Annotated in this window: 21 protein-coding genes; 1 reads left to right on the forward strand and 20 read right to left on the reverse strand. The window is 61.6% G+C overall.

Annotated elements, in window-relative coordinates:
• Positions 1 to 3: 3 nt before the first annotated feature.
• The gene (gene cfaB / locus F6X61_RS11855; RefSeq protein ID WP_153786792.1) at positions 4 to 1,188 is read right to left on the reverse strand and encodes a C17 cyclopropane fatty acid synthase CfaB; all 1,185 of its coding nucleotides are present in this window, start codon (positions 1,186 to 1,188) and stop codon (positions 4 to 6) included.
• Positions 1,189 to 1,401: 213 nt separating this feature from the next.
• Here cfaB and lpdA point away from each other — a divergent pair, with 213 nt between their 5' ends.
• Positions 1,402 to 2,802, forward strand: a complete 1,401-nt coding sequence (gene lpdA / locus F6X61_RS11860; RefSeq protein WP_153786793.1) for a dihydrolipoyl dehydrogenase — start codon at positions 1,402 to 1,404, stop codon at positions 2,800 to 2,802.
• 120 nt (positions 2,803 to 2,922) lie between these two features.
• Here the strand turns inward: lpdA and hcnC are convergent, their stop codons facing one another.
• The 19 genes from hcnC to mnmG all read right to left on the reverse strand — a co-directional run bounded on the left by hcnC (position 2,923) and on the right by mnmG (position 21,950).
• Positions 2,923 to 4,173: a cyanide-forming glycine dehydrogenase subunit HcnC gene (hcnC, locus tag F6X61_RS11865; RefSeq protein ID WP_153786794.1), complete on the reverse strand. Its 1,251-nt coding sequence runs from the start codon at positions 4,171 to 4,173 to the stop codon at positions 2,923 to 2,925.
• Between the two features lie 2 nt (positions 4,174 to 4,175).
• A complete protein-coding gene (gene hcnB / locus F6X61_RS11870) occupies positions 4,176 to 5,570 on the reverse strand; it encodes a cyanide-forming glycine dehydrogenase subunit HcnB (protein WP_153786795.1) in 1,395 nt (464 codons plus the stop codon).
• Positions 5,567 to 5,881, reverse strand: a complete 315-nt coding sequence (hcnA, locus tag F6X61_RS11875; protein ID WP_153786796.1) for a cyanide-forming glycine dehydrogenase subunit HcnA — start codon at positions 5,879 to 5,881, stop codon at positions 5,567 to 5,569. Before hcnA ends, hcnB begins: the two co-directional genes overlap by 4 nt.
• A gap of 335 nt (positions 5,882 to 6,216) precedes the next feature.
• On the reverse strand, positions 6,217 to 8,052 hold the full coding sequence (glmS, locus tag F6X61_RS11880; protein WP_153786797.1) for a glutamine--fructose-6-phosphate transaminase (isomerizing): 1,836 nt from the start codon (positions 8,050 to 8,052) through the stop codon (positions 6,217 to 6,219).
• Between the two features lie 12 nt (positions 8,053 to 8,064).
• Complete coding sequence (locus F6X61_RS11885; protein WP_153786798.1) at positions 8,065 to 8,832, reverse strand: DeoR/GlpR family DNA-binding transcription regulator; 768 nt, start codon at positions 8,830 to 8,832, stop codon at positions 8,065 to 8,067.
• Between the two features lie 130 nt (positions 8,833 to 8,962).
• Positions 8,963 to 10,330: a bifunctional UDP-N-acetylglucosamine diphosphorylase/glucosamine-1-phosphate N-acetyltransferase GlmU gene (gene glmU / locus F6X61_RS11890; protein WP_153786799.1), complete on the reverse strand. Its 1,368-nt coding sequence runs from the start codon at positions 10,328 to 10,330 to the stop codon at positions 8,963 to 8,965.
• A gap of 123 nt (positions 10,331 to 10,453) precedes the next feature.
• Positions 10,454 to 10,873 (reverse strand): F0F1 ATP synthase subunit epsilon, encoded by a 420-nt coding sequence (locus F6X61_RS11895; protein WP_110994045.1) that lies wholly within the window; start codon positions 10,871 to 10,873, stop codon positions 10,454 to 10,456.
• Positions 10,874 to 10,917: 44 nt separating this feature from the next.
• A complete protein-coding gene (atpD, locus tag F6X61_RS11900) occupies positions 10,918 to 12,294 on the reverse strand; it encodes a F0F1 ATP synthase subunit beta (RefSeq protein WP_003253197.1) in 1,377 nt (458 codons plus the stop codon).
• A 27-nt stretch (positions 12,295 to 12,321) separates the two neighbouring features.
• Positions 12,322 to 13,182, reverse strand: coding sequence for a F0F1 ATP synthase subunit gamma (gene atpG, locus F6X61_RS11905; protein ID WP_153786800.1), 861 nt, complete (start codon positions 13,180 to 13,182; stop codon positions 12,322 to 12,324).
• Positions 13,183 to 13,230: 48 nt separating this feature from the next.
• On the reverse strand, positions 13,231 to 14,775 hold the full coding sequence (gene atpA / locus F6X61_RS11910) for a F0F1 ATP synthase subunit alpha (protein ID WP_110994047.1): 1,545 nt from the start codon (positions 14,773 to 14,775) through the stop codon (positions 13,231 to 13,233).
• Positions 14,776 to 14,796: 21 nt separating this feature from the next.
• Positions 14,797 to 15,333 carry a F0F1 ATP synthase subunit delta gene (locus tag F6X61_RS11915; protein ID WP_110994048.1) on the reverse strand — a complete coding sequence of 179 codons (537 nt, stop codon included), beginning with the start codon at positions 15,331 to 15,333 and terminating at the stop codon, positions 14,797 to 14,799.
• A gap of 12 nt (positions 15,334 to 15,345) precedes the next feature.
• Entirely contained in the window at positions 15,346 to 15,816 is a 471-nt protein-coding gene (locus F6X61_RS11920; protein WP_153786801.1) for a F0F1 ATP synthase subunit B, read from the reverse strand.
• Positions 15,817 to 15,873: 57 nt separating this feature from the next.
• The gene (atpE, locus tag F6X61_RS11925; protein WP_003097235.1) at positions 15,874 to 16,131 is read right to left on the reverse strand and encodes a F0F1 ATP synthase subunit C; all 258 of its coding nucleotides are present in this window, start codon (positions 16,129 to 16,131) and stop codon (positions 15,874 to 15,876) included.
• A 144-nt stretch (positions 16,132 to 16,275) separates the two neighbouring features.
• Complete coding sequence (atpB, locus tag F6X61_RS11930) at positions 16,276 to 17,145, reverse strand: F0F1 ATP synthase subunit A (protein WP_153786802.1); 870 nt, start codon at positions 17,143 to 17,145, stop codon at positions 16,276 to 16,278.
• A gap of 16 nt (positions 17,146 to 17,161) precedes the next feature.
• On the reverse strand, positions 17,162 to 17,569 hold the full coding sequence (locus F6X61_RS11935; protein WP_110994051.1) for a F0F1 ATP synthase subunit I: 408 nt from the start codon (positions 17,567 to 17,569) through the stop codon (positions 17,162 to 17,164).
• A gap of 149 nt (positions 17,570 to 17,718) precedes the next feature.
• Positions 17,719 to 18,591 (reverse strand): ParB/RepB/Spo0J family partition protein, encoded by an 873-nt coding sequence (locus F6X61_RS11940; RefSeq protein ID WP_153786803.1) that lies wholly within the window; start codon positions 18,589 to 18,591, stop codon positions 17,719 to 17,721.
• A 9-nt stretch (positions 18,592 to 18,600) separates the two neighbouring features.
• Positions 18,601 to 19,392, reverse strand: a complete 792-nt coding sequence (locus F6X61_RS11945; protein WP_110994053.1) for a ParA family protein — start codon at positions 19,390 to 19,392, stop codon at positions 18,601 to 18,603.
• 18 nt (positions 19,393 to 19,410) lie between these two features.
• Complete coding sequence (gene rsmG / locus F6X61_RS11950) at positions 19,411 to 20,061, reverse strand: 16S rRNA (guanine(527)-N(7))-methyltransferase RsmG (RefSeq protein WP_153786804.1); 651 nt, start codon at positions 20,059 to 20,061, stop codon at positions 19,411 to 19,413.
• Positions 20,058 to 21,950, reverse strand: coding sequence for a tRNA uridine-5-carboxymethylaminomethyl(34) synthesis enzyme MnmG (gene mnmG, locus F6X61_RS11955; RefSeq protein WP_153786805.1), 1,893 nt, complete (start codon positions 21,948 to 21,950; stop codon positions 20,058 to 20,060). Before mnmG ends, rsmG begins: the two co-directional genes overlap by 4 nt.
• Positions 21,951 to 22,180: the final 230 nt, after the last annotated feature.

The following is a 22,180-nucleotide window of genomic DNA, read 5'->3' on the forward strand; positions in this document are numbered from 1 at the left end:
CCGTCAGCGATAGATGTCCTCACGCGTCCACGGCAGCTCGTGATGGCCATCGGCGAAAGGTTTGACGGCGAGGATCTGGTGCAGGTTGATCCAGCCCTTGCTGAAGGCATAGGCGCATCCTGCCAGGTACAGGCGCCAGATCCGCAGGGTCTTCTCCGGCACCAGCGCGGCGGCGCGGTGCAACTGGTTCTCGAGGTTCTCGCTCCAGTGATTGAGGGTCTTGGCGTAGTGCAGGCGCAGGCTCTCCACGTCCACTACCTCCAGCCCCGCTTCACAGATGCGCGCGCTGATCATCGAGATGTGCGGCAACTCGCCGTGGGGGAACACGTAGCGGTCGATGAACTCGCCCGCGCCACGACCCACCGGGCGGCCGTCCACATGCTTGGCGGTGATGCCGTGATTCATCACCAGCCCGCCCTCGCGCACCGCACTGAACAGCTTGCGGCAATAGAGTTCGAGGTTGGCGTGGCCCACGTGCTCGAACATGCCGACGCTGACCACCTTGTCGAAGCGGCCATCCTCGGGCAGGTCACGGTAATCGAGAATGTGCAGGTCGACCTTGTCGGCCAGCCCCTCCTCCTTGACCCGCTGCCGGCCCAGTTTCAGTTGCTCTTTGCTCAAGGTGATGCCGTACACCTTGGCGCCATACTCACGGGCGGCAAAACGCGCCAGCCCGCCCCAACCGCAACCGACGTCCAGCAGGTAGTCACCGCCCTGCAGGCGCAACTTGCGGCACAGATGATCGAACTTGTCCTGCTGGGCCTGGGCCAGGGTGTTGTCGGGCTCTTTGAAATAGGCACAGGAATAGACCATGTCCGGGTCCAGCCACAGCTGGTAGAACGCATTGGACAGGTCGTAGTGGTAGGAGATGGCTTCGGCGTCGGTGCTCTTGTCGTGGGAGGTGCGCTGCGGCAGCACGTCGTCCTCGTCCTTGAGCAGCGTCTGGCTGAGCTCGTCACACACCCGGATCACTTCACCGATATCGCCTTCGAGCTCCAGCTTGCCTTCGACGAAAGCCGAACCCAGCGCTTCCAGGTTCGGGTGGGTCAACTGGGCGATCAGCTGGGGGTCCTTGACCACGATGGTGACCTGCGGGCTGGGCCCCAGATCGAACTGGTTGCCGTCCCACAGCTTGACGCGCAACGGTATGTCCAGGCTCTGCAAAACGGGTGGAAGTTGCGCAAGCATTCATGACCCTCCCTTTCACGGATTCGGAACGCCACGTCTTATCAAGTCGGACGCCACCGCATGAGGGTAGTTCATTCGTACGAAGTTTCCGTTAACCGCGACCATGGTCTAGAACTATCTGGCACGGCTAACGCAGCAGATTGTATACAATCCTTCGCACTCAGACTAACCTTATGCCCCTCTTCGCTTCCTCACCCTTGGAGTAACTAACCCATGAAATCCTATGACGTGGTGATCATCGGCGGCGGCCCCGGCGGCTACAACGCAGCGATCCGGGCCGGCCAGCTGGGCATGAGCGTGGCCTGCGTGGAAGGCCGTTCGACCCTCGGCGGCACCTGCCTGAACGTCGGTTGCATGCCCTCCAAGGCATTGCTGCACGCCTCCGAGCTGTTCGAGGCGGCCAGCGGTGACGAGTTTGCGCACCTGGGCATCGAGGTCAAGCCGAGCCTGAACCTGGCGCAGATGATGAAACAGAAGGACGAAAGCGTGACCGGCCTGACCAAGGGCATCGAGTACCTGTTCCGCAAGAACAAGGTCGACTGGGTCAAGGGCTGGGGCCGCCTGGACGGCGTCGGCAAGGTCGTGGTCAAGGCCGAGGACGGCAGCGAAACCACCTTGCAGGCCAAGGACATCGTCATCGCCACCGGCTCCGAACCGACCCCGCTGCCGGGCGTGACCATCGACAACCAGCGCATCATCGACTCCACCGGCGCCCTCTCCCTGCCCCAGGTGCCCAAGCACCTGATCGTGATCGGCGCCGGCGTGATCGGCCTGGAGCTGGGTTCGGTGTGGCGCCGCCTCGGCGCGCAGGTGACGGTCATCGAGTACCTGGACCGCATCTGCCCAGGCACCGATGCGGAAACCGCGAAGACCTTGCAGAAGGCCCTGGCCAAGCAAGGCATGACATTCAAGCTGGGCAGCAAGGTCACCCAGGCCACGCCATCGGCCGATGGCGTCAGCCTCACCCTGGAGCCCGCCGCCGGTGGCGCCGCCGAAACCCTGCAAGCCGACTATGTGCTGGTGGCCATCGGCCGTCGCCCGTACACCCAGGGCCTGAACCTGGAGAGCGTGGGCCTGGAGACCGACAAGCGCGGCATGCTGGTCAACGACCATCACCGCAGCTCGGTCCCGGGCATCTGGGTGATCGGCGACGTCACCTCCGGCCCGATGCTGGCGCACAAGGCCGAAGACGAAGCCGTGGCCTGCATCGAACGCATCCACGGCAAGCCGCACGAGGTCAATTACAACCTGATCCCGGGCGTCATCTACACCCGCCCGGAGATGGCCACGGTGGGCAAGACCGAAGAGCAGCTCAAGGCCGAAGGCCGTGCCTACAAGGTCGGCAAGTTCCCCTTCACCGCCAACAGCCGCGCCAAGATCAACCATGAGACCGAAGGCTTCGCCAAGGTGCTCGCCGACGCCAACACCGACGAGGTGCTGGGTGTGCACCTGGTCGGCCCGAGCGTCAGCGAAATGATCGGCGAGTTCTGCGTGGCCATGGAGTTCTCGGCCTCGGCCGAAGACATCGCCCTCACCTGCCACCCACACCCGACCCGCTCCGAGGCCCTGCGCCAGGCGGCGATGAATGTGGATGGGATGGCGATGCAGATCTGATCGGCAGGTCGATCGTTCGCCCCTGTGGGAGCGGGCTTGCCCCGCGATTGCGCCAGGCCAGGCAACATTGTTGTACCTGCCGACGATATCGCGGGGCAAGCCCGCTCCCACATTCGCCCTTCAGCCGTGCGCCAGCTTCTGGTCCACACCATCCCTAAACCGCGACGCCAGGAACGGCGTGATATCCAGCGGCAACTGCTCGTTGTGGACAACCTTGTCCAGCAACACCCCGGTGATCGCCGACGTGAGGATCCCGGTGCGGAAGTGTCCACAGGCATTGAAGTACCCCTCGACATTATCCACAGGCCCCAGGATCGGCAGCTCATCCGGCGACCCCGGACGTAGCCCGGCCCAGGTGCGCTTGAGATTCACCTGCGCCAGCTCCGGCACGCAACGGATGGCCCCCTGCACCAGCCCGCTGATCTCCGGGAAGGTGTTGCTGACATCGAAGCCTTTCTCTTCAGTGGTACTGCCGATCAGGATCTCGCCATTGTCCTTCTGCGCCATGTAGCAATCGCTGGTGGTGATGCAGCCGTCCAACAGCTTGGGCAGGCGTTCGGTCAACACGATCTGGCCCTTTACCGGCTTGACCGGAATGCTCAGGCCCGTCGCCCACTCGCTCAGCTCGGCAGCCCAGGCGCCCGCGGCGTTGATCAGTGTGTGGCAGTGGAACTCGCCGGCTTCGGCAGTGCGCACGCCCTTGATCCGCGAGCCTTGATGCAGCACCCCGGTGACATTCACGTTGGGGTACAGGTCGACACCGTTCTGCCGCGCCGCCTCCAGGAACGCGTCGCCCAGGCGGAACGGGCTGACCTGGTGATCGCAGAGGAACTCCAGCGCGCCATTGGCCTGCTGCGTTACCGCCGGCTCCGAAGCCCGCAGTGCGTCGCGGTCGAGCCAGCGCACCTGGTCGGCCAGATGGGGGATCTGCTTGACGATATGCTCGGCGTACAGCTGGTCCTCGTCATCCTGGATGATGTACTTGAGCCCGGTGCGCTCGAACTTGAAGTCCATGCCGTGGCGCTCGATCAGCTCACGGTGCAGCTGTGGATAAATCGCGTTGGACTGCAGGGCGAAGTCGAAGAAGCACGGCGGCAGGATATGCGGGGTACTGGAGTCGACCACCACCGCCGCGCCATTGGCCTCGCGCTTGCTGCGCGAGGACATCATGCGAAAGAAGATCACCCCGCAACCCAGCCCCACCGATTCGCCGATGGCCCACAGGCCACCCGCCGATGCGCGCGTGGCGTTGCCCGGGCGCTTGCTGTCGATCAGGGCGATTTTCAGGTTGCTGCGTTTGGACAGCTGGTAGGCGCAGGACGCGCCGATCACGCCGCCACCGGCGATGATGATGTCGTAGTGCTTGGCCATGCTCAGGCCTCCGTGCCGAGGTGTGCGAATGCGGAAAACGGGATCGGGTCCACCGGGAAGCGTGGCCGCAGCCAGCCGACATCCTGGCGCCCGGTGGCGCTGCGCAGGCGATCGCTGCAGTAACCGACGCACATGCGCCCCTGGCAGTCGCCCATGCTCACCCGGGTGCGCATCTTCAGGCTGGCCATGTCCTGCACGCCCTGTTCCAGCGCCAGGTCGATCTGCTCGCGGGTGACGTGTTCGCAACGGCAGATCACCGTGTCGGCCTGGGGCAGTTCGACCTGCGCCGCCCCCCGTGCGGTGAAGCGCTCCACACCTGCGCGGAAGCGCTTGATCGCGGCGAGCTTGCCCAGGTACAGCTCGCGCCGTTCGATGGCTTGTTCGGCATCGAGCTTGCCCATCTGCAGGAGCATCGACACCGCGGCGATACGCCCGGTCAGCATTGCCGCCTCACCGCCACGGATACCGGCCATGTCACCCGCCAGGTGGGTGTTCGGGCGGCTGCTCTGCTGCCACACGTTGCACACCGCGCGCAGATAGCCGTCTTCGCTGAAACCGTGTTCCAGGCCCAGTTGCTGGCTGAGCTGGGTGCGTGGGATGAAGCCGTAGCCCACTGCCAGCGTTTGCACCGTCTCGCGCTGCACGCGGGTCATGTCCGGCTTCCAGTCCTGGGTATAGGGCGCGACGCTGACCTCGCGCAGCTCATCCTCGCCCGTGGCCGCCACCACGCCCCAACCGTAGTGCATGGGGATGCCATTGAGCTTCATGTAGGCGAGCATGCTCAGGCCATCGAGGAACAGCTGCGGCTTGTTCATCAGCGCCAGGCTTTCCTTGGCGATGCGGTTGAACGCGCAGGCTTCATAGACTCCGCTGACCTTGGCCCCGGCGGCATGCAGCTGGCACGCAACCAAAGGCAGCAACGGCCCGGTACCGGCGATCAGGGTGCTGCCCAGCGGCTTGACCACGCCGCTCTTGATCTGCAGTTGCAGCCCGCCCAGAAGGATCACCCCCGGCAGGGTCCAGCCGGGGAACGGCACATTGCGCTCATGGCAGCCGGCGGCCAGCAGCAGGTGGGAATAGTCGATCTCGTGCAGTTGTTCGTCGGCATCGAGCACCATCAGGCGCTGGTCATCGCCGCCCACCACGCGGTGGTTCAGGCGCAGGTCGATATGGCTGGCGTTGGCGGCGAAATCCTCGTGCAGGGTGTTCAGGGCCTTGGCGTAGCGAGGGCCGAGGTAACCGAGGTCTACGCCGGCACGCAACGGGCCACGGTAGACCACGCCGCCGGGGCGCGAGGCTTCATCGAACAGCAGGCAATTCACATCGTGTTCCGCCAGCTCGATGGCCGCGCCCATGCCGGCCGAGCCGCCACCCACGATCACAGGACGAAGGCTCATGAGCGGGCCTCCCCTTGTACGCGGTTTACTTCGGTCTCGATCTGCATGCCCGGCTTGACCACCGTCTGACACGCCCGACGCTTGGGCCGCCCGTCGATCTGCACCAGGCAGCAGTGACATACACCCATGCCGCAAAAGGCGCCGCTGAGCTGGTCGTGGTCATTGCGCGCCAGCTGGCGCAGGCCAATGGCATTGAGCACGCTGAGGACAGTCTCTCCGGCGCTGGCCACCGCTGGCAGGCCGTTGACCAGCAGGGTCAGTTCGGCGCCGTCGAGTGGCTGGATATCGTGCTTTCGTTCCAGAGTCTGCATTTGTTGTCGTCCTTGATGACTGGGGAGTCGCGACGTTAGGGCAAACGCTGTGTGAAAACATTGATCCATGCCAGACGCATGCTGTAGGAAACTTCCTTGTCGACGGACGTGCGATGGACTTCACGTAAGTCGTGGGATTCGAAAACGCGGTCCCGGAAAAGACAAATGGGGCCGCTTTGCGGCCCTTCGCGGGTAAACCCGCTCCCACAGGATTGCGCAAAGCCTCAAGCTGGCGCGAAACCTGTGGGAGCGGGTTTACCCGCGAAGGGCTGTGCAGCAGCCCCATTAGTGGCGATGAAACGTTAACTGACTGGCATTAGCGCAGAGTCTGCCTGTTACTCCACCGTCACCGACTTGGCCAGGTTGCGTGGCTGGTCGACGTCGGTGCCCTTGAGCACGGCAACGTAGTACGACAGCAGTTGCAGCGGGATGGTGTAGAGGATCGGCGCCAGGGCGTCGGCGATGTGCGGCACCTTGATCACGTGGGTGCCCTCGCCATTGCTCATGCCGGCGTTCTCGTCAGCGAACACCACCAGCTCGCCGCCACGGGCGCGCACCTCCTGCAGGTTGGACTTGAGCTTTTCCAGCAGCTCGTTGTTCGGCGCCACAGTGACCACCGGCATGTCGTTGTCGACCAGCGCCAAGGGGCCGTGCTTGAGCTCACCGGCCGGGTAGGCTTCGGCGTGGATATAGGAAATTTCCTTGAGCTTCAACGCACCTTCCATGGCTACCGGGTACTGTGCGCCACGGCCGAGGAACAGGGTGTGGTGCTTGTCGGCGAACAGCTCGGCGATCTTCTCCACCACGCCGTCCATCGCCAGGGCTTCGCTCAGGCGGGCCGGCAGGCGGCGCAGCTCTTCCACCAGTTCGGCTTCCACACCGTCAGCCAACGTGCCACGTACTTGGCCCAGGGCCAAGGTCAACAGCATCAGCGACACCAGCTGGGTGGTGAAGGCCTTGGTGGAGGCGACGCCGATTTCCGGGCCGGCCAGGGTCAGCAGGGTCAGGTCGGATTCGCGCACCAGCGAGCTGATGCCCTTGTTGCAGATCGCCAGGCTACCGAGGAAGCCCAATTCCTTGGCATTGCGCAGGGCGGCCAGGGTATCGGCGGTTTCGCCGGACTGCGAGATGGAGACGAACAGGGTGTCCTGCTGCACTACCACCTTGCGGTAGCGGAACTCGCTGGCCACTTCCACCTGGCAGGGAATGCCGGCCAGCTCTTCGAGCCAGTAACGGGCGACCATCCCCGCGTGGTAGCTGGTACCACAGGCGACGATCTGCACGTTGCGCACCTTGGCGAACAGCTCGGCTGCCTGGGGGCCGAACGCCTGGACCATCACGTGGTCCTTGGCCAGACGGCCTTCGAGGGTGCGCTGTACCACGGTCGGTTGCTCGTGGATCTCCTTGAGCATGAAGTGGCGATAGTTGCCCTTCTCTGCCGCTTCGGCGCCTTCGTGGTACTGCACCGTCTCGCGCTCGACCGGCTGGCCGGCCTGGTCCCAGATCTGGACCTGGTCACGGCGGATCTCGGCGATATCGCCTTCTTCCAGGTACATGAAGCGGTCGGTGACCTGGCGCAGGGCCAGCTGGTCGGACGCCAGGAAGTTCTCGCCAAGGCCCAGGCCGATCACCAGCGGGCTGCCGCTGCGGGCAGCGACCAGGCGGTCGGGTTGGCTGGCGCTGATCACGGCCAGGCCATAGGCGCCATGCAGGCGTTTGACCGCAGCCTTGAGGGCGTCGGTCAGGTCCGGGATGGTCTTGAGCAGGTGGTGGATCAGGTGAACGATCACCTCGGTGTCGGTTTGCGAGGTGAACACGTAACCCAGTTGCTTGAGCTCTTCGCGCAGGGCTTCGTGGTTTTCGATGATGCCGTTGTGCACCACGGCCACGTCATGGCCAGAGAAGTGCGGGTGGGCGTTGCCTTCGGTCGGCGCTCCGTGGGTGGCCCAACGGGTGTGGGCGATACCGAGCTGCCCGGCCAGCGGTTCGGCGCTGACGGCGGCCTGGAGCTCGCTGACCTTGCCGATACGGCGGCGACGCTCGAGGCCGCCCTGCTGGCTGTAGACGGCCAGGCCGGCACTGTCGTAACCACGGTACTCAAGGCGCTTGAGGCCCTCGATGAGGATTGCTGTGATATTGCGCTCGGCAACGGCACCAACGATTCCACACATAAGTTGTTGCTCCTAGCTGATAGCGGCGCAGATCAGATTGATGCCGCGGGCTTGAATGCGGTCGCGTGCCTCAACGGGCAGGCGATCATCGGTAATAAGGGTATTGACGCTGCTCCAGGGCAGCTCCAGGTTGGGGATCTTGCGGCCGACCTTGTCCGACTCGACCATCACGATCACCTCGCGGGCCACTTCGGCCATGACCCGGCTCAGGCCCAGCAGTTCGTTGAAGGTGGTGGTGCCACGTTCCAGATCGATGCCGTCGGCGCCGATGAACAGCTGGTCGAAATCGTATGAGCGTAGAACCTGCTCGGCCACCTGGCCCTGGAACGACTCCGAATGCGGGTCCCAGGTGCCGCCGGTCATCAGCAGCACCGGCTCGTGTTCCTGCTCGCTGATGGCGCGGGCCACGTTGAGCGAGTTGGTCATCACCACCAGGCCAGGCTGGCGCCCGAGCTGGGGAATCATCGCCGCGGTGGTGCTGCCGCTGTCGATGATGATGCGCGCGTGCTCACGGATGCGTTCGACTGCGGCCCGGGCAATGGCCTGCTTGTACTGCGACACCGGCTGTACCGTATCCGCCAGCAGCTCCTGGGGCATGGTCACGGCGCCACCGTAACGACGCAACAGCAGGCCATTGGCTTCCAGGGCAGCGAGGTCCTTGCGGATGGTCACTTCCGAGGTTTCGAAACGTTTGGCCAGGGCATCGACGCTCACCTCGCCCTGCTCGGCGAGCAAAGCCAGGATATTGTGGCGACGCTGGGGGGTGTTTCGTTTCGACATGGCCGTTTTAAGTTTCGATTCGAAAGTTAAGTGGCGCAATCAAAACCCAAGATCGATGTTTAGTCAAGCACCGACAAAAAAGCCGACTTATTCACATAAGTCGGCCTTCAGCAAAGCAGCTGTGGATAACTCAGCTCTTCTTGATCTTCTCTGGCCGTTTCCAGCCTTCGATGTTGCGTTGCCGTGCACGCGCCACGCCCAACTGGCCGGCCGGGACCGTCTGGGTGATGGTCGAGCCTGCGGCAGTGGTGGCACCGGCCTGGATTTCCACAGGCGCCACCAGGGAGTTGTTGGAGCCGATGAACACGTCCTCGCCCATTACAGTGCGGAACTTGTTGGCGCCGTCGTAGTTGCAGGTGATGGTGCCCGCGCCGATGTTGGTACGCGCGCCGATCTCGGCATCGCCCAGGTAAGTCAGGTGGCCAGCCTTGGCACCTTCGCCCAGGTGGGCGTTCTTCAGCTCGACGAAGTTACCCACATGGGCCTTGGCCTCCAGCACGCTGCCTGGGCGCAGGCGGGCGAACGGGCCGGCATCGCTGCCTTCGCCCATCACGGCACCGTCAAGATGGCTGTTGGCCTTGACCACCACGCCCTTGCGCAGGGTGCTGTCCTTGATCACGCAGTTGGGGCCGATCTGCACGTTGTCCTCGATGACCACTTTGCCCTCGAGGATGACGTTGATATCGATCAGCACATCGCGCCCGACAGTCACCTCGCCACGCACATCGAAACGTGCCGGGTCGCGCAGGGTGACGCCCTGAGCCATCAGGCGCTGGCCTGCGCGCAGTTGATAGTGACGCTCAAGCTCCGACAGCTGGCGGCGGTCGTTGGCACCCTGCACTTCCATCGGGTCGTGGGGCTGCTCGGTGGCGACCACCAGGCCATCGGCCACGGCCATGGCGATCACGTCGGTGAGGTAGTACTCGCCCTGGGCGTTGTTGTTGGACAGGCGGCCCATCCAGTCGGCCAGGCGCGCCGCCGGCATGGCGAGGATACCGGTGTTGCCCTCTTTGATCGCCTTCTGCGCTTCGCTGGCATCCTTGTGCTCGACGATTGCGGTGACCTCGCCTTGCTCGTTACGCACGATGCGGCCATAGCCGGTCGGGTCGGCGAGGTTGACTGTCAACAGGCCCAACTGGCTGGCGCTGACCTTGGCCAGCAGGCGCTGCAGGGTATCCACCTCGATCAGCGGCACATCGCCGTAGAGCACCAACACGGTATCGGCGGTGACTGCCGGCAGGGCCTGGGCGACAGCGTGGCCAGTGCCCAGTTGCTTGTCCTGCATGACGAAGTTCAGGTCGTCCGCGGCCAGGCGTTCACGCACCAGCTCCGCACCGTGGCCAATGACCACGTGGATGCCCGTGGGCTGCAGTTGGCGAGCGCTGTGGATAACATGGCCGAGCATGGAGTTGCCGGCAACCGGGTGCAGCACCTTGGGCAGTGCCGAGCGCATACGGGTGCCTTGGCCTGCGGCGAGAATGACGATATCGAGGGACATTGACTGGCTACCAATCCTGGGCGGTCAGGGAAATGACCGGGGACTAAATTCTTGAAAAAGAAAAAGGGTAGCCGAGGCTACCCTTTAACTCAATCGCAGCGGAAGTGACTGGCCAAAGCCAGATTACTTGCCTTTGCGCATTTGCTGGACAGTACGCAGCTGAGCTGCGGCCTCGGCCAGACGTGCGGCAGCAGCGCCGTAGTCGAAGTCCGAGCCTTTGGTGTTCAGCGCGTTCTCGGCAGCCTTGAGGGCTTCCTGAGCCTGAGCTTCGTCCAGGTCGGCAGCGCGCTGCACGGTGTCGGCAAGAACCTTGACCATGTTCGGCTGCACTTCGAGGAAGCCACCGGAGATGTAGAACACCTCTTGAGTGCCACCCTGCTTGGTCAGCGTGATCGGACCAGGCTTGAGATTGGTGATCAGCGGCGCGTGGCCCGGAGCGATACCAAGATCACCCAGGTTACCGTGCGCTACTACCATCTCGACCAGGCCGGAGAAGATCTCTCCTTCCGCGCTGACGATGTCGCAATGGACTGTCATAGCCATCTGCTTGCCTCAACCTGATTAGCGCCCCTTGCGGGGCGCCGGGATTACAGTTTCTTGGCTTTCTCGATCGCTTCGTCGATGCTGCCGACCATGTAGAACGCTTGTTCTGGCAGGTGGTCGTAGTCACCTTTGAGGATGCCGCTGAAGCCAGCGATGGTGTCCTTGAGCGAAACGTACTTGCCTGGCGAGCCGGTAAAGACTTCAGCCACGAAGAACGGCTGCGACAGGAAGCGCTGGATCTTACGAGCGCGGGCAACCAGTTGCTTGTCGGCTTCGGACAGTTCGTCCATACCCAGGATCGCGATGATGTCTTTCAGCTCTTTGTAGCGCTGCAGAACATACTGAACGCCACGAGCGGTCTCGTAGTGCTCGTTGCCGATCACGTTCGGGTCCAGCTGGCGCGAAGTCGAGTCCAGTGGGTCGACCGCTGGGTAGATACCCAGGGAGGCGATGTCACGGGACAGAACGACGGTGGCGTCCAAGTGGGCGAAGGTGGTCGCTGGCGACGGGTCGGTCAGGTCGTCCGCAGGTACGTATACGGCCTGTACGGAGGTGATCGAACCTTCTTTGGTCGAAGTGATGCGCTCTTGCAGCACGCCCATCTCTTCAGCCAGGGTCGGCTGGTAACCTACTGCCGAAGGCATACGGCCCAGCAGTGCGGATACTTCGGTACCGGCCAGGGTGTAACGATAGATGTTGTCGACGAACAGCAGAACGTCGTTACCTTCGTCACGGAACTTCTCAGCCATGGTCAGGCCGGTCAGCGCTACGCGCAGACGGTTTCCTGGTGGCTCGTTCATCTGACCGTAGACCAGCGCTACCTTGTCGAGAACGTTGGAATCCTTCATCTCGTGGTAGAAGTCGTTACCCTCACGAGTACGCTCACCCACACCAGCGAACACGGAGTAACCGCTGTGTTCCATGGCGATGTTACGGATCAGTTCCATCATGTTTACGGTCTTGCCGACACCGGCACCACCGAACAGACCAACCTTACCACCCTTGGCAAACGGGCAAACCAGGTCGATAACCTTGATGCCGGTTTCCAGCAGGTCGTTGCCGCCTGCCTGGTCAGCGAACGAAGGCGCTGGCTGGTGGATACCGCGACGCTCTTCTTCGCCGATCGGGCCGGCTTCGTCGATCGGGTTGCCCAGAACGTCCATGATACGGCCCAGAGTGGCCTTACCAACTGGAACGGAAATGGCAGCGCCGGTGTCGACGACATCCAGACCGCGCTTCAGGCCTTCGGTCGAGCCCATCGCAATGGTACGAACCACGCCGTCGCCCAGCTGCTGCTGAACTTCCAGGGTGGTTTCCGCGCCTTGTACTTTCAGCGCGTTGTAAACACTCGGCACGACGTCACGTGGGAATTCCACGTCGATGACGGCGCCGATGATTTGAACGATACGTCCGCTACTCATAGCTGGATCCTCTGAATATTTGAACCGTTAAACCGCGGCAGCGCCGCCGACGATTTCCGAGATCTCCTGGGTGATCGCAGCCTGACGCGCCTTGTTGTAGATCAACTGCAGCTCTTTGATCAAATCACCGGCGTTGTCTGTGGCGTTCTTCATGGCGATCATCCGGGCCGCTTGTTCAGCAGCGTTGTTCTCGACCACCGCCTGGTATACCTGCGACTCCACGTAACGCACCATCAAGCCGTCCAGCAGCTCTTTTGCGTCGGGTTCGTACAGGTAATCCCAGTGATGCTTGAGATCCTGATCCGGGGTTGCCACCAACGGTACCAATTGCTCGACCGTCGGCTTTTGGGTCATGGTATTGATGAACTTGTTCGAAACCACCGAAAGGCGATCGATACGGCCGTCCAGGTAGGCGTCCAGCATCACTTTGACGGAGCCGATCAGATCGTTGATCGATGGCTCTTCGCCCAGGTGGCTGATCGCGGCTACGACGTTGCCGCCAAAGATGCGGAAGAAAGTCGCACCCTTGCTGCCGATCACGCACAGGTCGATTTCAACGCCCTGTTCGCGGTTTACGCTCATGTCCTTGACCAGGGCCTTGAACAGGTTGGTATTCAAGCCACCGCACAGACCACGGTCACTCGACACCACGACATAACCAACGCGCTTTACAGGGCGCTCGATCATGAACGGGTGGCGGTATTCCGGGTTGGCGTTGGCCAGATGACCGATCACCTGGCGGATACGCTCCGCGTAAGGACGGCTAGCAGCCATGCGCATTTGTGCCTTGCGCATCTTGCTTACCGCCACTTTCTCCATGGCGCTGGTAATTTTTTGCGTGCTTTTGATGCTCGCAATCTTACTGCGAATCTCTTTTGCGCCTGCCATGTATCACCTATCAGGTTAGCAAGCGGGGGCCGGAGCCCCCGCTGCGGCTTACCAGGTCTGGGTGGCCTTGAACTTCTCGATACCGGCTTTCATGCCAGCGTCGATTTCGTCGTTGAAGTCACCCTTCACGTTGATCTTGGCCATCAGTTCGGCGTGATCACGGTTGAAGAAGGCGATCAGCGCTTGCTCGAAGCTGCCGACCTTGGAGACTTCTACGTCAGTCAGGAAACCACGCTCAGCGGCGTACAGCGACAGGGCCATGTCGGCGATCGACATTGGCGCGTACTGCTTCTGCTTCATCAGCTCGGTTACGCGCTGACCATGCTCCAGCTGCTTGCGGGTCGCTTCGTCCAGATCGGAAGCGAACTGGGCGAATGCAGCCAGTTCACGGTACTGAGCCAGAGCGGTACGGATACCACCGGACAGCTTCTTGATGATCTTGGTCTGAGCGGCACCACCTACGCGGGATACCGAAACACCGGCGTTAACTGCAGGGCGGATGCCCGAGTTGAACATGGCCGATTCCAGGAAGATCTGACCGTCGGTGATCGAGATCACGTTGGTCGGAACGAACGCGGAAACGTCGCCAGCCTGGGTTTCGATGATCGGCAGAGCGGTCAGGGAACCGGTTTTGCCGGTGACTGCGCCGTTGGTGAACTTCTCGACGTACTCTTCCGAAACGCGCGATGCACGCTCCAGCAGACGGGAGTGGAGATAGAACACGTCGCCTGGATACGCTTCACGTCCTGGTGGACGGCGCAGCAGCAGGGAGATCTGACGGTAGGCAACGGCCTGTTTGGACAGGTCATCGTAGACGATCAGGGCGTCTTCACCGCGGTCACGGAAGAACTCGCCCATGGTGCAGCCGGCGTATGGCGCCAGGAACTGCAGTGCGGCGGATTCCGAAGCACTGGCAACGACCACGATGGTGTTGGCCAGGGCGCCGGCTTCTTCCAGCTTGCGAACGATGTTGGCAACGGTGGAACGCTTTTGGCCGACTGCAACATAAACGCAGAAAATACCGGAGTCTTTCTGGTTGATGATGGCGTCGATGGCCATGGCGGTCTTGCCGATCTGGCGGTCACCGATGATCAGCTCGCGCTGGCCACGGCCGACAGGGATCATGGCGTCGACGGACTTGTAGCCAGTCTGTACAGGCTGGTCTACCGACTTACGCCAGATCACGCCCGGGGCCACTTTCTCGACCGCGTCGGTCTGGGTGTTGCCCAGAGGACCTTTACCGTCGATTGGGTTACCCAGTGCGTCAACGACGCGGCCCAGCAGTTCCTTACCAACCGGAACTTCCAGGATGCGGCCGGTGCACTTGGCGCTCATGCCTTCGGCGAGGGTGTCATAGGCACCCAGGATCACCGCACCTACGGAGTCTTGCTCCAGGTTCAGTGCCATGCCGAAGACGCTGCCAGGGAACTCGATCATTTCGCCGTACATGACGTCGGCCAGACCGTGGATCCGCACGATACCGTCGGATACCGAAACGACGGTACCTTCGTTACGGGCTTGGGAGCCGACATCGAGTTTCTCGATGCGACCCTTGATGATTTCACTAATTTCGGAAGGATTGAGTTGCTGCATTGCTCTGCTGCCCCTTCAAACTCAAGATTTCAATGCTTCGGCCAGTTTCGCGATCTTGCCGCGAACCGAGCCATCGATTACCAGGTCGCCGGCGCGGATAACGACGCCGCCGATCAGGCTGGCATCCTCCGTCGCGTGCAGGCGCACTTCCCGGCTGAGCCGTGCACTGAGAACCTTGGCGAGTTTGTCTTGCTGTTCTTGGTTCAACGCAAAAGCACTGGTGACTTCCACGTCCACGGATTTCTCTTGCTCGGCCTTGTACAGGTCGAACAGAGCGGCAATCTCCGGCAGAAGCAGGAGACGGTCGTTTTCCGCGGCAACATGAATGAAATTCTGTGCCTGAGTGTCGAACTTGTCACCGCACACTTCGATGAATGCGGCGGCCTTGTTTGCGCTAGTCAGTTGCGGGGCCTTGAGCAGGCGCTGCATGGTGTCGTCTTGCGACACCGCAGCAGCCAGGCCGAGCATGGCTGACCAATTGGCCAGTTGCTGATGGGCCTGGGCGTGCTCGAAGGCAGCCTTAGCGTAAGGTCGGGCCAACGTGGTCAGTTCTGCCATGATCGCCCTCGCTTAAATTTCAGCGGCCAGTTTGTTAACCAGCTCCGCATGCGCGTTTTGATCGATTGTGGCGCCAAGGATCTTTTCAGCACCGCCAACAGCCAGGGCACCCACTTGGGCACGCAGGGCGTCTTTGACGCTGTTAATTTCCTGTTCGATCTCGGCTAGAGCCTGGGCCTTCACACGGTCAGCTTCGACGCGAGCCTGTTCACGGGCTTCGTCTACAAGCTGAGCAGCGCGTTTCTTGCTTTGCTCAATGATTTCAGCTGCCTGTGCCTTCGCTTCACGCAGTTGCTGACCCGCTTTCTCTTGGGCCAGCTCCAGGTCGCGAGCTGCGCGGTTGGCAGCGTCCAAGCCGTCGGCGATCTTCTTTTGACGCTCTTGCAGGGCAGTGATGACCGGAGGCCATACGTACTTCATGCAGAAAGCTACGAAAATGAAGAAAGCAACGGTTTGGCCAATCAGGGTTGCATTAATGTTCACGCCAACACCTCGCTCGGTCTTTGTCCATCACAGCAATCAACTCGTAAAAACGAGTGATTAGCCGGCGATCTGACCAACGAAGGGATTCGCGAAGGTGAAGAACAGAGCGATACCAACACCGATCATGGTTACGGCGTCGAGCAGACCGGCAACGATGAACATTTTGACCTGCAGCATTGGAACCATTTCTGGCTGGCGAGCAGCGCCTTCCAGGAACTTGCCGCCCAGCAGGCCGAAACCAATGGCGGTACCCAGAGCACCCAGGCCGATCAGCAGAGCAACAGCGATAGCGGTCAGACCAACTACAGTTTCCATCTTTCCTCCCGACTTTTACGTCGTATTGGTTAGGTTTTTAGTTTGAAGCGGTAAAACAAATCGTTTGGTACAGCATGCCCTTGCGGACTTTTTAAGCCCTCCCCCCAAACGGGCGGGGAAGGCTATCAGACACGCCAGGCGGTCTTAATGGTTATCTTCGTGCGCCATCGACAGGTAGACGATGGTCAGCATCATGAAGATGAAGGCTTGCAGGGTGATGATCAGGATGTGGAACACCGCCCACGCCCATTGCAGCACCACACCCAGGCCGGACAGCCACAGCAGGCCGGAACCGAACATCACCGCGATCAGGATGAACACCAGTTCGCCGGCGTACATGTTGCCGAACAGACGCAGTGCCAGCGAGATCGGCTTGGCGATCAGGGTGACGAATTCGAGCAGGAAGTTCACCGGGATCAGCAGGATCTTCACGAAGATGTTCTTGCTGCCGAACGGGTGCAGGGTCAGCTCGCCGATGAAGCCGCCGAGGCCCTTGACCTTGATGCTGTAGAAGATGATCAGGGCGAACACGCTGAAGGCCATGGCCAGGGTCGCATTCGGGTCAGTGGTCGGCACGGCGCGGAAGAAGATGTGCTCGTTGCCGGACAGCTTCTGTGCAGCCCACGGCAACCAGTCGACCGGTACCAGGTCGATGGCGTTCATCAGGAACACCCAGACGAAGATGGTCAGCGCCAGCGGGGCGATCACCGCGCTGCGGCCGTGGAAGGAGTCCTTCACGCTGCCATTGACGAAGTCCACCAGTACTTCGACGAAGTTCTGCAGGCCGCCAGGCTGGCCGGAAGTCGCCTTCTTGGCCGCCATGCGGAAGATGATCAGGAAGATCAGACCCATCGCAACGGACCAGCCCAGGGTGTCCAGGTGGAACGCCCAGAAGCCCATTGCCTTGGCTTCTGCAGCCGAATGGGCCAAGCCCCAGCTGCCGTCTGGTAGTTGACCGTAGGTCAGGTTCTGCAAGTGGTGCTGGATATAACCCGAAGCGGTTTCTTCTGCCATGGTTGCCTCAAACGCCCTAAGGTCTCGAAAGTCTTTTATTCATCAGCAGGGGCGCGAACCAGCTGACCATAAGGGTCAGCACGAAGACGCCGAATACTGCCAACGGCGCCAATGGCTTCACTCCTGCGAAGGTCAGTGCAAACAGCACTGCCGTCAAAATCATCTTGCCTGCCTCGCCAGCGTAAAACGACTTGACGATGGCCTGCGCCGCTCGGGCTCCGCTGAAGCGAAAAGCCTTCCAGGCGAAATACATATTGGGCAGCCAGGCAATCAGTCCCCCACAGAGGCCTGAATATCCACTGACTCCCCCTTTCCACTGCCACAACACCAATGTTGCCAGCAGCAGTACAACAAATTGAGCCAGCAGTACCGGGAAAACCGCCCAGCGATGGAAAGGCAGGCGGTTTGGCGTGCGGATTTCCATCACAACTGCTCCTCGGAAGTCGACTGCCTGGTCAGCAATGACTTGGCATAATTTGTGCCGACAAAATGCGCGCAGAGTATAGGGGCGGATTAACCCCTATTCAACTATTGGGTAGTGATTTCCGACTGCACGCTACAACGGGAATTGTTTCAGCGGATGTGAGCAAGCACACCTTGCAACTCGTCAAGCGAGTTGTAACGAATGACCAACTGGCCTTTGCCCTTGTTGCCATGGCGGATTTGCACCGCCGAGCCCAGGCGCTCTGCCAGACGCTGTTCGAGGCGGGCGATATCCGGATCAGGTTTGCTCGGTTCGACCGGATCAGGTTTGCCGTTGAGCCACTGGCGCACCAGTGCCTCGGTTTGGCGCACGGTGAGGCCACGTGCGACAACATGACGCGCCCCTTCTTCCTGACGGGCTTCGTCCAGGCCGAGCAAGGCACGGGCATGACCCATCTCCAGGTCGCCGTGGGCGAGCATGGTCTTGATCGCCTCGGGCAGCGAGATCAGGCGCAGCAGGTTGGCCACGGTCACCCGCGACTTGCCGACGGCATCGGCCACTTGCTGCTGGGTCAGTTCGAACTCGTGCTGCAGGCGCTGCAGGGCAATCGCCTCCTCCAGCGGGTTGAGGTCTTCACGCTGGATGTTCTCGATCAGCGCCATGGCGATGGCGGCTTCGTCGGGCACCTCGCGGACCATGGCCGGGATGCTGTCCAGGCCGGCCTGCTGGGTGGCGCGCCAGCGGCGCTCACCGGCGATGATCTCGTAACGGTTGTCGCCGATCGGGCGGACCACGATCGGTTGCATGACACCGTGGTTGCGGATCGAGTGCGCCAGTTCTTCCAGCGCCTCGGGATCCATGTCGCGGCGAGGCTGATACTTGCCGCGCTGGATCAGCTCGACCGGCAGCTGTTGCAGTTCTTTCTGGTCGATCTTGACAGCCTGCTCTTCGAGCGCGCTGACGGAAGGACCACTGAGCAGTGCATCCAACCCACGTCCGAGACCGCGTTTCTTGATGGCCATGCGGATTCCTTAAGTTGTTTGTGCAGTGCGTGATGGACGGCGCTGACGGCGAACCAGTTCCCCGGCAAGCGCAAGATAGGCGAGCGCGCCACGGGATTGCTTGTCGTAGGCCAGCGCCGGCATGCCGAAGCTCGGCGCCTCGGCCAGGCGGATGTTGCGTGGGATCACCGTGTCGTACAGCTGGTCGCCGAAGTGTTCCTTGAGCTGCGCCGAAACATCGTTGTTCAGGCTCAGGCGCGGGTCGTACATGGTCCGCAGCAGGCCTTCGATCTTCAGCGCCGGGTTCAACCGTGCGGCGATGCGCTTGATGTTATCCACAAGGTCGCTGAGACCTTCCAGTGCGTAGTACTCGCACTGCATGGGGATGATCACGCCATCGGAGGCGACCAGGGCGTTGAGGGTCAGCATCGACAGCGACGGCGGGCAGTCGATGAGGATGTAGTCGTAGCTCTCGCGGATCGGCGCCAGGGCGTTGCGCAGGCGGCTTTCCTTCATCTGCATCTCGAGCAGGACCACCTCGGCGGCGGTCAGGTCGCGGTTGGCCGGCAGCAGCTGGTAACCACCGTGCTCGGAGTAGTGCATGGCCTGGGTCAGGTCGCACTCCCCGATCAGCAGGTCGTACACCGAATGTTCGAGCTCGTGTTTATCCACACCGCTGCCCATGGTGGCGTTGCCCTGCGGATCGAGGTCGATCAGCAGCACGCGGCGCTTGGTCGCGGCCAGCGATGCGGCGAGATTGATACAGGTGGTGGTCTTGCCCACACCACCTTTCTGGTTCGCGATTGCGAATACCTTAGCCATTGTTGCGTGTGTTCCCAGTCATGCCTTGCGGCGCAGTATCAGCAGATGGCGCTGGCCCTGGCAACCTGGAACGGTCAGGGCCTGCTCGCTTTCCACTGTGAAGTCTGCGGGCAATGCTACCAGTTCATCGGCAGGATGCAGCCCTTTCATTGCAAGCCATTGCGTGCGGGCGTCACCCAGGTGGCGGGTCCAGTTGGTGAAATTTTCCATGCTGCTGAAAGCGCGCGAGATGATCCCGCAGAACGGCTGCTCGGGCTGAACCTCTTCGACCCGGCTGTGGATAACCGTGAGGTTGTCCAGCTTCAGCTCCATTTTCACCTGGGTCAGGAAGCGGGTCTTCTTGCCGTTGCTGTCGAGCACCGTCACTTGCTTGTGCGGATGCAGGATAGCCAACGGGATGCCGGGCATGCCGCCACCGCTGCCGACATCCAGCCAACGCTGGGTGTCATTGTGGATAAACGGCATGACGCTGAGGCTGTCGAGCAGGTGGCGCGACACCATCTCGTCCGGGTTACGCACAGCGGTGAGGTTGTAGGCCTTGTTCCATTTGATCAACAGGGCCAGGTAACCCAGCAGCAGTTCGTGCTGCTGCGCGTTCAGCTCGACACCGAGCTGGCGCGCACCTGTGGACAACTCTTCGGCGTGTTGCGGGGTGACCAGGGAACTCAAGCGCTTTGCTCCAATTCGCGGCCTGCGCCGCGTTTTTTCAAGTGAATCAGCAACAGGGAAATCGCCGCAGGCGTGACACCCGGGATACGCGAAGCCTGGCCAAGCGTCTCTGGACGGGTTTCGCCGAGCTTGCCCTGGATCTCCTTGGACAGGCCGGAAATCGAGGTGTAGTCGATATCCACAGGCAGGCGGGTGTCTTCGCTGGCACGTAGCCGGGCGATCTCGTCCTGCTGACGGTCGATGTAGCCGGCGTACTTGGTCTTGATCTCGACCTGCTCGGCGACCTGCGGATCGATCACGTCGCCACCGGTGGCTTCGATCAGGCCAGCGTAGTCGACTTCCGGGCGAGCCAGCAGGTTGAGCAGGCTGTATTCATGGTTCAGCGGGGTCGCGAACTTATCCACAATGGCCTGGCCTTGTGGCGTGCCCGGGCGTACCCAGGTGCTTTTCAGCCGCTGCTCCTCGCGCTCGATGCCTTCGCGCTTGGCGCTGAAAGCGGCCCAGCGCTCGTCGTCGATCAACCCCAGCTCGCGGCCTTTTTCGGTCAGGCGCAGGTCGGCGTTGTCTTCGCGCAGGATCAGCCGGTATTCGGCGCGCGAGGTGAACATGCGGTAGGGCTCTTGCGTACCCAGGGTGATCAGGTCGTCTACCAGCACACCGATGTAGGCCTCGTCACGGCGCGGGCACCAGCTTTCGCGGCCCTGCGCGCGCAGCGCGGCGTTGGTCCCAGCCAGCAGGCCCTGGGCGCCGGCCTCTTCGTAACCGGTGGTGCCGTTGATCTGGCCGGCGAAGAACAGGCCGCCGATGACCTTGGTCTCGAGGCTGTACTTGAGGTCGCGCGGGTCGAAGTAGTCGTACTCGATGGCGTAACCCGGGCGAACGATGTGGGCGTTTTCCATGCCGCGGATCGAGCGAACCAGCTCCAGCTGCACGTCGAACGGCAGCGAAGTCGAGATACCGTTGGGGTACAGCTCATGGGTGGTCAGGCCTTCCGGCTCGATGAACACCTGGTGGCTTTCCTTGTCGGCAAAGCGGTGGATCTTGTCTTCGATCGACGGGCAATAGCGCGGACCGATGCCTTCGATCACACCCGAGTACATCGGCGAACGGTCAAGGTTCGAGGCAATGATCTCGTGGGTGCGCGCATTGGTGTGGGTAATCCAGCAGCTGACCTGGCGCGGGTGCATCTGGGCATTGCCCATGAACGACATCACCGGGATCGGCGTGTCGCCGGGCTGCTCGGTCATTACCGAGAAATCCACGGAGCGGCCATCGATGCGCGGCGGTGTGCCGGTTTTCAGCCGGCCGACGCGCAGCGGCAGTTCACGCATGCGGTGGGCCAGGGCAATCGAAGGCGGGTCGCCGGCGCGACCGCCGGAGTGGTTCTGCAGGCCGATGTGGATAAGTCCACCGAGGAAGGTGCCAGTGGTCAGTACCACGCTCTCGGCGAAGAAACGCAGGCCCATCTGCGTGACCACCCCTTTCACCTGGTCCTGCTCGACGATCAGGTCATCGCAGGACTGCTGGAATATCCACAGGTTCGGCTGGTTTTCCAGGATTTCGCGCACCACCGCCTTGTAGATGGCGCGGTCGGCCTGTGCCCGGGTTGCACGTACGGCCGGGCCCTTGCGGTTGTTCAGGATGCGGAACTGGATGCCGCTCTTGTCGGTGGCCAGCGCCATGGCGCCGCCAAGCGCATCGATCTCTTTGACCAGATGGCTTTTGCCGATGCCACCGATGGCCGGGTTGCAGCTCATGTGACCGAGGGTTTCCACGTTATGGGTCAACAGCAGGGTTTTCACACCCATGCGTGCAGACGCAAGCGCAGCCTCGGTACCGGCATGGCCGCCGCCGATGACGATCACTTCAAAACGGGAAGGGAAATCCACCACGCACCTCGTGCCTGTTTTTACGAATAGAGAAGGTAAGCGGACAAGTATAGGGACTTACCCCCCTTCAAAGAAACCGTCTGAGCAAATTTTGATCAGCCTGTGGATGAATGGCAGGCAATAGAAATCAAAGAAGAAAAATTTATAAAAGCTTTGTTTTTATGTTTATGTTTAGGGCCCTGCCTGCCTGTTGATAACTGTATTTAGGCCTTTAGCTACGGGACTTACAG

It is taken from the genome of Pseudomonas sp. EMN2 (assembly GCF_009650555.1).
GTDB classification, from domain to species: Bacteria; Pseudomonadota; Gammaproteobacteria; order Pseudomonadales; family Pseudomonadaceae; genus Aquipseudomonas; species Aquipseudomonas sichuanensis.

What these genes read in the sequence shown, in the direction of transcription:
- atpE (WP_003097235.1), bottom strand. Translation starts at nt 16,131, where the DNA reads ATGGAAACTGTAGTTGGTCTGACCGCTATCGCTGTTGCTCTGCTGATC.
- atpA (WP_110994047.1), bottom strand. Translation starts at nt 14,775, where the DNA reads ATGCAGCAACTCAATCCTTCCGAAATTAGTGAAATCATCAAGGGTCGC.
- F6X61_RS11895 (WP_110994045.1), bottom strand. Translation starts at nt 10,873, where the DNA reads ATGGCTATGACAGTCCATTGCGACATCGTCAGCGCGGAAGGAGAGATC.
- cfaB (WP_153786792.1), bottom strand. Translation starts at nt 1,188, where the DNA reads ATGCTTGCGCAACTTCCACCCGTTTTGCAGAGCCTGGACATACCGTTG.
- lpdA (WP_153786793.1), top strand. Translation starts at nt 1,402, where the DNA reads ATGAAATCCTATGACGTGGTGATCATCGGCGGCGGCCCCGGCGGCTAC.
- atpB (WP_153786802.1), bottom strand. Translation starts at nt 17,145, where the DNA reads ATGGCAGAAGAAACCGCTTCGGGTTATATCCAGCACCACTTGCAGAAC.
- hcnB (WP_153786795.1), bottom strand. Translation starts at nt 5,570, where the DNA reads ATGAGCCTTCGTCCTGTGATCGTGGGTGGCGGCTCGGCCGGCATGGGC.
- glmU (WP_153786799.1), bottom strand. Translation starts at nt 10,330, where the DNA reads ATGTCCCTCGATATCGTCATTCTCGCCGCAGGCCAAGGCACCCGTATG.
- F6X61_RS11935 (WP_110994051.1), bottom strand. Translation starts at nt 17,569, where the DNA reads ATGGAAATCCGCACGCCAAACCGCCTGCCTTTCCATCGCTGGGCGGTT.
- F6X61_RS11885 (WP_153786798.1), bottom strand. Translation starts at nt 8,832, where the DNA reads ATGTCGAAACGAAACACCCCCCAGCGTCGCCACAATATCCTGGCTTTG.
- atpG (WP_153786800.1), bottom strand. Translation starts at nt 13,182, where the DNA reads ATGGCAGGCGCAAAAGAGATTCGCAGTAAGATTGCGAGCATCAAAAGC.
- glmS (WP_153786797.1), bottom strand. Translation starts at nt 8,052, where the DNA reads ATGTGTGGAATCGTTGGTGCCGTTGCCGAGCGCAATATCACAGCAATC.
- atpD (WP_003253197.1), bottom strand. Translation starts at nt 12,294, where the DNA reads ATGAGTAGCGGACGTATCGTTCAAATCATCGGCGCCGTCATCGACGTG.
- F6X61_RS11945 (WP_110994053.1), bottom strand. Translation starts at nt 19,392, where the DNA reads ATGGCTAAGGTATTCGCAATCGCGAACCAGAAAGGTGGTGTGGGCAAG.
- hcnC (WP_153786794.1), bottom strand. Translation starts at nt 4,173, where the DNA reads ATGGCCAAGCACTACGACATCATCATCGCCGGTGGCGGCGTGATCGGC.
- hcnA (WP_153786796.1), bottom strand. Translation starts at nt 5,881, where the DNA reads ATGCAGACTCTGGAACGAAAGCACGATATCCAGCCACTCGACGGCGCC.
- F6X61_RS11915 (WP_110994048.1), bottom strand. Translation starts at nt 15,333, where the DNA reads ATGGCAGAACTGACCACGTTGGCCCGACCTTACGCTAAGGCTGCCTTC.
- F6X61_RS11940 (WP_153786803.1), bottom strand. Translation starts at nt 18,591, where the DNA reads ATGGCCATCAAGAAACGCGGTCTCGGACGTGGGTTGGATGCACTGCTC.